The organism is Acidothermus cellulolyticus 11B (assembly GCF_000015025.1).
Classification (GTDB): domain Bacteria; phylum Actinomycetota; class Actinomycetes; order Acidothermales; family Acidothermaceae; genus Acidothermus; species Acidothermus cellulolyticus.
The window spans coordinates 2,411,570-2,421,793 of sequence record NC_008578.1 but is presented as its reverse complement, the minus strand read 5'-3'; the positions used below and the strand labels follow the sequence as shown (position 1 = coordinate 2,421,793).

Below are 10,224 nucleotides of genomic sequence, written 5' to 3'. Positions count from 1 at the left end.
GGGTGACGCGTGGTGAGTCTGGTCAGATCGCTGCGGTGAGCGGCGGGTGGGGAACCCCGGTGGACCGTGGATCCAGTCGGGCATGGAGTGCCGGCTCCGGCAGCCGGGCAGCCGACCGGCGGGTTGTCGGCTCGAGCACGATGAGGTTCCGGGTCTCGACCGGCGCGATCCGCGCACCCACCAAGGTGATCAAATCCCCGGCCGGGATGGCGAGCGCGGTCCCGCTGTCACCTGTCGCCGTATAGATCACGACGGCGCCAAGGGCGTCAAGGGACGGGGTGGCGAAGACCGGGACGTCGTTGGGCAGCAGGAGCGGCGCCAGATGGCTCGCGACGTAGTCCGTGTGCCGGCTGACAAGCTCTGCGCCCGCGGGCCGGACGGTGACCGGAACGTCGAGCATGTCCTGGAGCAGGCGGGCCAGCACGGTTTGGCAACCCAGCAGTTCCAACCGGGTGCTCGCCGGGGCCAGCAGGATGGTCAGCCGGGTAAGACCAGCGTGCTCGGCACTGAAGGGATGGGCGATGACGCAGCGGTCAGCCGGGACGCCGAGAGCGTCGGGGAGTTCCTGGGCATGGGCCACTGGCCGCCTCAGTCGGACGATCTCGTGTGAGACGTCGTAATCGAGGAGGTAGCAGTGGATGTCGAGCGGACCCTTCATGTGACCTCGCTCAGGGGAAGGGCATCCGGGTGTCATCACATTAGGCATCCGGGAACGGAAAAGGAAGAGGCGTCCGGCATAATTTCCGCTGAATCTACCGGAACGGGCGAGTGACCAATAAGCGGCACAAAAGTACATCGATGTAGGTCACCGGAGATCTCCACTGTGCCGCAGCCGGCCCGACACCCCTACGCTAGGAACCCGTGTCCAGCCAGCCTGTTACCGCGATGACCGCTGTCAGCCTCCTGGCCGAAGCGCGCGCCAAGGCGCTGTCCGATCTTGCCGAGGTCCTGCCGATGCTCGACGAGCTCGGCCAGCGGTTCGCGCATGGCGGGCATGAGCTGGCGCTTGTTGGTGGGTCGATTCGTGACGCCCTGCTCGAGCGTCCCGTCGTTGATCTTGACTTGGCGACCAGCGCCCGGCCCGATGAGGTGCTGAAACTTGCGAAGGGCTGGGCGGAGAGCCAATGGGAGACCGGGATCGCCTTCGGCACGGTGGGCCTACGGAAGGACCGCTACCACCTGGAGATCACAACGTACCGGGCCGAGCGGTACGATCCGACGTCCCGGAAGCCGGCGGTGGAGTACGGCGAATCCCTGCTGGATGACTTGAAGCGGCGGGACTTCACGGTCAACGCGATCGCTCTGACGCTGCCCGAACACGAGCTGGTCGACCCCTTCGACGGCATCCGGGACCTGCTGCGTCGTCGGATCACTACCCCAGGGCGTCCGGAGGATTCCTTCAGCGACGATCCGCTGCGGATGCTGCGGGCCGCGCGGTTTGCCGCCCAGCTCGGTTTCACCGTCGACCCGCACGTGGTTGCCGCGATGACCGCGATGGCGGCACGGCTTGACGTGGTCTCCGCTGAGCGGATTCGCGACGAATTCACCAAACTGCTCCTTGCGCCGGAGCCGCGGCGGGGGCTGGTTCTGCTCGTCGATACCGGATTGGCGGACCGCTTTCTGCCGGAGCTGCCCGCGTTGCGACGGCTTGAGGCGGACCGCGAGTACCGGCACAAGGACGTCTACGAGCACACGCTCACGGTCCTCGACCAGGCCATTGCTCTCGAGGACGGCGAACCGGACCTGGTGCTGCGGCTTGCCGCGCTGCTGCACGACATCGGAAAGCCGGCGACCCGCCGCAAGGAGCCCGATGGCCGGGTCTCCTTCCACCACCACGAAGTCGTCGGCAAGAAACTCGCCAAGGCCCGGCTGACCGCGCTGAAATTTCCCAAGGACGTCGTGAACGACGTGAGCCGCCTGGTCGAATTGCACTTGCGTTTCCACGGCTACGGCACCGGGGAGTGGACGGACTCCGCGGTCCGCCGGTACGTGCGGGACGCCGGCCCGCTGCTCGACCGGCTGCACAAACTCACCCGGTCGGACTGCACGACCCGCAACAAGAAGAAGGCCGCGGCGCTGCAAGCGGCGTACGACTCGCTGGTGCAGCGGATCGAGGCGTTGCGCCGGCAGGAGGAAATCGACGCGATCCGGCCCGAGTTGAACGGCCACGAAATCGGGGAAATCCTTGGGATTCCACCCGGCCCGGAACTCGGTCGTGCGTACCGTTTCCTGCTGGAGTTGCGCCTGGAGCGGGGACCGATCGGTAAGGAGAACGCGGCTGCGGTGCTGCGGGAATGGGCCGCCGAGCACGGGATCACCCCGCGGACGACAGCCGCACCTCCGCCGCCTCGGGACGACGCAGGCGCATCCTCGCCCGACACGGCGGCTTCATCGGGCGAGACCCGTGAAGCCTCGTCAGCCGGTGATCAGACCAGCTGATCCCCAACCGGCGCTGCAGCCGCAACGTGGCTCCGGGCGTCAGCAGCGGCTTGCCTGAGCCGAGGGTGGGTGGCGTCGGGAACGGCGGAACGCCCCCTCGTCATCCCCGCCGTTCCCGAGAATTCCGAACCGCTTCTGTCGATTGCTTGTATCGGCGGTCAGCGTTCGACTTTTCCGGCGATGAAGTCCTCCACGAGCCGGCGGGCCTCGTCATCGCTGTACTGCACCGGGGGGCTCTTCATGAAGTAACTGGCCGCGGAGAGCAGCGGTCCGCCGATGCCGCGGTCCTTGCCGATTTTCGCGGCTCGAATGGCGTCGATGATGACACCGGCGGAATTCGGTGAATCCCACACCTCGAGCTTGTATTCCAAATTGAGCGGTACGTCGCCGAAGGCTCGTCCCTCCAAGCGGACATACGCCCATTTGCGGTCATCCAGCCACGGCACGTAGTCGCTCGGGCCGATGTGCACGGCCGCACGCTCCATCTCGTGAGGGATTTGCGAGGTGACCGACTGCGTCTTGGAAATTTTCTTCGATTGGAGCCGCTGCCGCTCCAGCATGTTCATGAAATCCATGTTCCCGCCGAAGTTCAGCTGGTACGTGCGGAGCAGTTCGACGCCGCGGTCCTCGAAGAGCTTGGCGAGGACGCGATGGGTGATGGTGGCGCCGACCTGCGACTTGATGTCGTCACCGATGATGGGTACGCCGGCGTCGGTGAATTTCTGCGCCCAGACCGGATCGCTGGCGATGAAAACCGGCAGGGCGTTGACGAACGCCACACCGGCGTCGAGAGCGCACTGCGCGTAGAAGCGGTCCGCAACCTCAGAACCCACCGGAAGGTAGGAGACGAGGACATCCGCCTGGGTGTCACGCAGGACCTTGACCACGTCCACCGGCGGCTCATCGGACTCTTGAATGCGCTCCCGGTAGTATTCGCCGAGCCCGTCGTAGGTGTGACCGCGCTGCACGATGACGCCGGTCCGGGGCACGTCGCAAATCTTTATGGTGTTGTTCTCGCTGGCGCCGATGGCGTCCGCGAGATCGAGGCCGACCTTCTTCGCGTCAACGTCGAAGGCGGCGACGAATTCGACGTCCCGTACGTGGTAAGGGCCGAACTGCACGTGCATCAACCCCGGCACACGCTCGTCAGGGCTTGCGTTCCGGTAATACTCGACGCCCTGAACCAACGAGGCGGCGCAGTTGCCGACGCCAACGATGGCTACTCGAATTGAACCCATGGAGTGCTCCTCGTCCCTTCCGATCGTTACTCGGTCTCGTTGCTGATCGATGTCCCAGATGTGTCATCCCAGGCGGGATGAGCCGTCTCGCGGCACGTCACGGCGAATCACCGGTCCCGCCGGCGGTACTGTCCCGATCCCGGCCTGCCCGAGGGCGGTATGCCGTCTGCCGTTCGGTCTCGATGAGCTCGGTGAGCCAGCGCACCTCGCGTTCGACGGATTCCAACCCGTGCTGCTGGAGCTGCAGGGTGTAGCTGTCCAGCCGCTCCCGGGTGCGCGCCAGGGTGGCCCGGACCTGCGCGAGCTTCTCTTCCAGCCGATTCCGCCGTCCCTCCAGGATGCGCAGCCGCACGTCGGAGCTCGTCTGACCGAAGAAGGCGAAGTGGACGTCGAAATTCTCGTCGTCCCACGATGACGGGCCGGATTCGGCGAGCAATTCTTGGAGATGCTCCTTGCCTTCTGCTGTGATCTTGTACACGATGCGGCTGCGGCTGCCGGTTGGTTCGCCGTCCACGGTCACCAGCCCTGCGGCGAGCAGTTCCTTCAGGCACGGGTACAGCGAGCCGTAGGAAAAAGCCCGGAATGGACCGAGGATGGCGTTGAGGCGCTTGCGAAGCTCGTAGCCGTGCATCGGCGATTCGTGAAGCAGGCCGAGGACGGCGAGCACGAGCACGCCGGAGCGCCGGGACGACGCCATTGAGCCTCCTCGACCAGTCACCACGATGTATCTGCACGATACATCGCAACGATAGAGTCGCGGAGCTTGGCTCGCAACCGGCGTAGTGTGACTGCGTGGAGACGATGCGATCGGTGGTCGACTACTCCCTCGCCCGTCGCGCCACCTTACAGGCCGTGGCCCGCGGTCAAGTACCGCTCAGCGACGTCTGCGACGCGCACCCGTACCTGCTGCGCGCGGCGAAGTTTCACGGTGAGCCGACCAACGAGCCGTGCCCGGTGTGCCGAAAGGAACTTCTCACCCGGGTCTCGTACACCTACGGCGATGCACTCGGCGAGTACAACGGGCGGATCAAAGCGACGCGGGAACTGGAGGAGATGGAGCACGAGATCCACGAGTTCCGGGTGTACGTCGTCGAGGTCTGCCAGGGCTGCGCGTGGAATCACCTTGCCCTGACCTTCGTGCTCGGTCACGGCCGCGCGCCGCAGCGGTCGGGCGGACGGCGGCGGACGCGGGCCGATCAGTTGACGGCCGACGGCTGATCACTCCCCGTGCCTGATCGGTACCGGCCGTCGCACAGCGGCTCGGCTGAACGGCGGATGAGCCGTGTCGCGCCGGGTACGAAACGCTCCGTGACGACATCCCCGGCGCGCACCCGTCCGGCTTCCCCACCGCGCCGCACCGGCTGGCGCCGGTGGGTCCCGTCGTGGAAGGTCCTTGTTCTCAGCGGGGGGATCGGGATCGCGCTCCTGGCCGGGCTCTTCGCGCTCGGCTACGCCTTGGTCCGGGTGCCGCAACCGTCGAGTCTGTCGCTCGCACAGGCGGCCACCGTTTACTACAACGACGGGCGGACGGTTCTCGGCGAGATCGGCGCCCGGAACCGGGAATCGGTTCCCTTGGCGCAGATACCGTTGCCGGTTCGCCGCGCCGTGCTCGCTGCGGAGGATCGGAACTTTTACTCGGAGCCAGCCGTCTCGCCGATCGGCATCCTGCGGGCGGCTCTGGTCGATCTGCGCCATCGGGACTTCGTCGAGGGCGGCTCCACGATCACCCAGCAGTACGTGAAGAACGCTTTTCTCACGCAAGACCGCACCCTGACCCGCAAGGTCAAGGAATTTTTCATCGCCATCAAAATCGGTCAGACGCAGAGCAAGGATCAAATCCTCGAAAACTACCTGAACACTATTTACTTCGGCCGCGGCGCGTACGGAATCGAAGCCGCGTCACGGGCCTATTTCGGCAAGGACGTTCGCCAGTTGACGGTGCAGGAGGGAGCGGTGCTCGCTGCGTCCATTCAAGCGCCGTCCTATCTCGATCCCGCGATTCATCCGCAGGCTGCGCATGACCGATGGAATTACGTCCTTGCCGGCATGGTCGCCAAAGGCTGGATGACGCCGGCCGAGCGCGCCGCCTCACAGTACCCGCGAGTTTTGCCGCTCACCGCGTCGAGCGCGCTCCGCGGCCCAAACGGCTACCTGGTCGCAGCCGTCAAGGATGAGCTGGCGGCGCATGGCATCACCGAGAATGAGATCAATCGCGGCGGCATGCGGATTGTGACGACATTTGACCCGAAGGTGCAAGCCGCGCTGGTGCAAGCGGTGAGCCGCATCACCAGCGGTCTCCCCCCTGACGTACGTACCGGTGTCGCCGCCGTTCAACCCGGCACGGGGGCGGTGCTCGCCATGTACGGCGGCCCCGACTACGCCACCAGGCCGTTCAATGACGCGACGCAGTCCATCCCGCCGATGGGTTCGTCGTTCAAACCGTACGTACTCGCAGCCGCCTTGGAACGCGGGATTCCGTTGAGCGCGACGTACGACGGCCACTCGCCGCAGATCATTGGCGGCCAGCGGTACGTGAATGACAACAACGAGCAATTCGGTCGCATCGACCTGGTCACGGCGACGGCGTACTCGGTCAATACCGTGTACGAACAGCTCGGTCAGCAGGTCGGCCTCGACCGGGTTATCGACGCGGCCCATCGCGCCGGCCTCCCGGGGGAGCTGTCCCGGAACGGCTCGATGCTCTTGGGCAGTGACTCGGCGCACCCAATCGATCAGGCGACCGGTTACGCCACGTTCGCGGCGGACGGCGTGCGAGCCGAGCATTACCTGGTCACCAAGGTGACGGACAGCGCCGGGCACCTGCTCTACCAGGCGAAGGTCAAGCCGGCCAAGGCCTTTGCCCCCGGGGTCGCCCGCGGCGTGACGTATGCGTTGAGGCACGTCATCTCCGAGGGAACCGGAACTGCAGCCAACATCGGCCGGCCGGCTGCCGGAAAGACCGGCACGACCTCCGGCAATGTTTCCGCGTGGTTCGTCGGCTACACGCCGCAACTCTCCGCCGCAGTGGCGATGTTCCGCGACGGCAACGCGCCGCTGGTGAATATCGGCGGCTATCGGCAGGTCTACGGCGGCACCCTGCCGGCCAAGCTGTGGGCCGCCTTCATGACGGCCGCCCTCGCCGGAACGCCGGTCACCGATTTTTCCCCGGTGCCGCCGACGGTGCTGGCCGCGACGCCGTCGCCAAGCCCGAGCCCGAGCTCAAGCCCGAGCCCGAGCCCGAGTCCGACGCCGACACCGGCGTCGCCGGCGAGCCCCTCCCCGACGGGGACAACGTCGCCGTCCCCGATGTCGCCGCCGTCCTCCTCGGCGTCGCCGTCGGCCGGGTCGCCTGCCGCATCCACATCGGCGGTACCGTCACCGCGGGGAAGCCCGTAGCGGGAGTCCGGCGAGCCGTGGCGCGCGCCGGATCGGCACGCGATACGTTGACCTGCTGTGGATGCGCCTCTCCCGACAGAGATCGCCGCGCCGACGTTGGAAGACCCGGTCGTTCGCGGCGCGAGCTATGCCTTCGGCGGACCGCTCGGCCGGCACGCCCTTCTCGGCAGCTCGTGGTGGACGCCGATCCGGGTTCTCATCGTCTTCGTCCTTGCGGCGTCCGGGCTGATGTACGCCCAGAAGCTCCCCTGCCGGAACGCCGCGTGGAGCAATGGCTTCCAGTACAGCCACGTGTGTTACACCGACATTTTTCCGCTCTACTACTCCGAAGGACTGGCCCAAGGAAAGCGGCCGTATCTGGACGCACATCCGGACGCCAACGGAAAACCGACCTACGTCGAATACCCGGTGCTGATCGGCGCGACGATGCAGGTGACCGCTTCGCTCGCGAAGCATCCGATCACCCCGAAATCCACGCCCGGTCAGCGGTTTCTCGACGCCAACTGGTTCATTCTCGCGATTGCGGCTCTCATCACCGTTGTCGCGACGGCATTGACGAATCGACGCCGTCCGTGGGACGCCGCGATGGTAGCCCTCGCCCCTGGGCTGATTCTCGCCGGCTTGATCAACTGGGATCTCATTGCGGTCGCATTCAGCGCGTTGGCTTTTTATGCCTGGTCCCGCCGCCATCCGGCGATCGCCGGCCTGCTCTTTGGTCTCGGCATTGCCACAAAGTTCTACCCGATCATCTTCTTCCTGCCGCTCTTCCTCCTCTGCCTGCGGGCAAAGCGACTGGGTGCGTTCTTCGCCTGCCTCGGCGGCGCCGCCTTCTCCTGGGCATTGGTTGACGTGCCGATATGGCTGAAATCACCGGAAGGTTTCGCGACGTTTTACCGGTTCAACGCGGAGCGCGGTCCGGATTGGGGTTCGATCTGGTATGCGATCGAGCAAATCCGCGGCATCGGCTACACCACCCGGCAGGTCAATCTCGTCGAAGCAGTCGCCACGGTGGTCGTCGTCCTCATCGTCGCGGTTATTGCCTTCAGTACGCCGCGCCGACCCCGGTTGGCGTCGCTGGCCTTTGTGACGCTGGCGCTCTTCCTGCTGGTCAACAAGGTGTACTCCCCCCAGTACGTGCTCTGGCTGCTCCCGCTCGCGGTGCTCGCGCGGCCGCGGTGGCCGTCGTTCCTGGTGTGGCAGTTCGGCGAGGTGCTGTACTTCCTCGCGATCTGGCTGTACCTGCTCAACGTGGAACGGCCCGGCAAGGGGCTCGAGTGGCAGCCGTACCTCGTCGGCCTGGCGATCCGCGACCTCGCCGTTCTCTTCCTCTGTGTGCTCGTCACCGTCGAGATGTTCAAACCGGAACGCGACATCGTCCGCCGTGACGGGAGTGACGACCCCGCCGGCGGCGTACTCGACGGTGCGCCGGACTGGCTGGCGCCCCGGAGCACCGTTGCCGCCCAGCCGGCGGTGCCGGCGGGAGCCGCGGCGGAGTTCCGGCTTGCACCCGGGTGAGCTATTCTGTGCTGACGCCAACTGTGGCGTCGGCGTTCCTCCTGCCACCCTGGTGGCCGTCAGACCGAAGGAGGTCTTTCGTGCGGCATTACGAACTCATGGTTCTGCTCGACCCCGACGTCGAGGAGCGCAGCGTCGAGCCGTCGCTCGATCAGTTCCTCAACGTCGTCCGCCAGGACGGCGGTACCGTGCAGAAGATCGACGTATGGGGTCGTCGTCGGTTGGCATACGAGATCCGCAAGAAGTCCGAGGGGATCTACGCGGTGATCGATCTGATCGCCAACCCGCAGACCGTCAAGGAGCTGGACCGCCAGCTCAATCTCAACGAGAACGTCTTGCGGACCAAGCTGGTCCGACCGGATGCGCGGTAGCCATGGCAGCCGGCGACACGATCATTACGTTGGTCGGCAATCTGGTGGATGACCCGGAGCTGCGGTTCACGCCGAGCGGTCAAGCCGTCGCAAAGTTCCGGGTGGCGTCCACCCCGCGGTACCTCGACCGGCAGACCAACGAGTGGAAGGACGGCGAAAGCCTTTTCCTGACCTGCAATGTCTGGCGACAGACGGCGGAGAACGTGGCCGAGTCGCTCTCCCGCGGCATGCGGGTGATTGTGCAGGGTCGGTTGAAGCAGCGCAGCTACGAGACCAAGGACGGCGAGCGCCGTACCGTCTTCGAGGTCGACGTCGATGACGTCGGTCCGAGTTTGCGCAATGCGTCGGCGAAGGTGACGAAGGCGTCCCGCAGCGGTGGGCCGGCGGGCCTCGCTCCGGTAGCGGAGGATCCGTGGGCGGCCGGCTCAGCGACCGGGAACTTCTCCGACGAACCACCTTTCTGACTTCGACGATGACGAATGGTCGGGACACCGGCCGGTATCAGCACGACGGAAAGTGAGCACCATGACGAAAGCTCCGGCACGCAAGCCGAAGAAGAAGGTGTGTGTCTTCTGCAAGGAAGGCATCACCTACGTGGACTACAAGGACACCAATCTGCTGCGGAAATTCATCTCGGACCGCGGCAAGATCAGGGCCCGCCGGGTGACGGGGAATTGCGCGCAGCATCAGCGCGACGTCGCGACGGCCATCAAGAACAGCCGCGAAATGGCGCTGCTGCCCTACACCAACGCGGCACGGTAGGAGGAGGCGTGAAACTCATCCTGACCCAGGAGGTCGCCGGACTCGGTGGTCCCGGCGACGTCGTGGAGGTTCGCGACGGGTACGGCCGCAACTACCTGCTCCCCAAGCGGTTGGCCATGCCGGCAAGCCCCGGCGCGGTCAAGCAGGTTGCGCTGATCAAGCGTGCGCGGGAAGTCCGGGAGATCCGGGACCTCGATCAGGCGCGTGCCTTGCGGGATCAGCTGGAGGCCCTGCCGGTTACGCTGCCCGCGCGGGCGGGAAGCGGCGGCCGGCTCTTCGGATCGGTCACGCCGGACGACATCGCTGCCGCGGTGCACGCGGCGGGTGGGCCGAAGCTCGACAAGCGGCGCATTGAGATCAGCGGCCCGATCAAGACGATTGGCAGCCACCAGGTCACCGTGCGGCTCCACCCGGAGGTCAGCGCGACGGTTTCGGTCGAGGTGGTTCCCGCGAGCTGAGCCGTGGGTTCCCGCGGGCTGAGCCGTGGGTTCCCGACTCCCAGC

At 66.0% G+C, this 10,224-nt stretch carries 11 protein-coding genes; 8 read left to right on the top strand and 3 right to left on the bottom strand.

All coding sequences use genetic code 11. From position 1 onward, the window contains the following. Positions 1-22: 22 nt before the first annotated feature. Positions 23-658 carry an aminoacyl-tRNA deacylase gene (locus ACEL_RS11105; protein WP_041835112.1) on the bottom strand — a complete coding sequence of 212 codons (636 nt, stop codon included), beginning with the start codon at positions 656-658 and terminating at the stop codon, positions 23-25. A 227-nt stretch (positions 659-885) separates the two neighbouring features. Between ACEL_RS11105 and ACEL_RS11100 the strand changes: the two genes are divergently transcribed. Next, positions 886-2,439 (top strand): CCA tRNA nucleotidyltransferase, encoded by a 1,554-nt coding sequence (locus ACEL_RS11100; protein WP_041835824.1) that lies wholly within the window; start codon positions 886-888, stop codon positions 2,437-2,439. 158 nt (positions 2,440-2,597) lie between these two features. Here ACEL_RS11100 and ACEL_RS11095 read toward each other — a convergent pair whose 3' ends face one another. Further along, complete coding sequence (locus tag ACEL_RS11095) at positions 2,598-3,677, bottom strand: inositol-3-phosphate synthase (protein WP_011720973.1); 1,080 nt, start codon at positions 3,675-3,677, stop codon at positions 2,598-2,600. Positions 3,678-3,774: 97 nt separating this feature from the next. Beyond that, a complete protein-coding gene (locus tag ACEL_RS11090) occupies positions 3,775-4,374 on the bottom strand; it encodes a PadR family transcriptional regulator (protein WP_011720972.1) in 600 nt (199 codons plus the stop codon). Between the two features lie 104 nt (positions 4,375-4,478). Here ACEL_RS11090 and ACEL_RS11085 point away from each other — a divergent pair, with 104 nt between their 5' ends. The 7 genes from ACEL_RS11085 (at position 4,479) to rplI (ending at position 10,179) form a co-directional block, all read left to right on the top strand. Next, entirely contained in the window at positions 4,479-4,895 is a 417-nt protein-coding gene (locus ACEL_RS11085; protein ID WP_041835823.1) for a DUF5318 family protein, read from the top strand. Between the two features lie 90 nt (positions 4,896-4,985). Beyond that, a complete protein-coding gene (locus ACEL_RS11080) occupies positions 4,986-7,073 on the top strand; it encodes a transglycosylase domain-containing protein (protein WP_011720970.1) in 2,088 nt (695 codons plus the stop codon). Positions 7,074-7,130: 57 nt separating this feature from the next. Then, complete coding sequence (locus ACEL_RS11075; protein WP_011720969.1) at positions 7,131-8,588, top strand: glycosyltransferase family 87 protein; 1,458 nt, start codon at positions 7,131-7,133, stop codon at positions 8,586-8,588. Positions 8,589-8,668: 80 nt separating this feature from the next. After that, positions 8,669-8,959: a 30S ribosomal protein S6 gene (gene rpsF, locus ACEL_RS11070; RefSeq protein ID WP_011720968.1), complete on the top strand. Its 291-nt coding sequence runs from the start codon at positions 8,669-8,671 to the stop codon at positions 8,957-8,959. Positions 8,960-8,961: 2 nt separating this feature from the next. Further along, positions 8,962-9,423, top strand: a complete 462-nt coding sequence (locus ACEL_RS11065; protein ID WP_011720967.1) for a single-stranded DNA-binding protein — start codon at positions 8,962-8,964, stop codon at positions 9,421-9,423. Positions 9,424-9,484: 61 nt separating this feature from the next. Beyond that, entirely contained in the window at positions 9,485-9,721 is a 237-nt protein-coding gene (gene rpsR / locus ACEL_RS11060; protein ID WP_011720966.1) for a 30S ribosomal protein S18, read from the top strand. An 8-nt stretch (positions 9,722-9,729) separates the two neighbouring features. Continuing rightward, positions 9,730-10,179 carry a 50S ribosomal protein L9 gene (gene rplI, locus ACEL_RS11055; protein WP_011720965.1) on the top strand — a complete coding sequence of 150 codons (450 nt, stop codon included), beginning with the start codon at positions 9,730-9,732 and terminating at the stop codon, positions 10,177-10,179. The last annotated feature ends 45 nt before the right edge of the window (positions 10,180-10,224 follow it).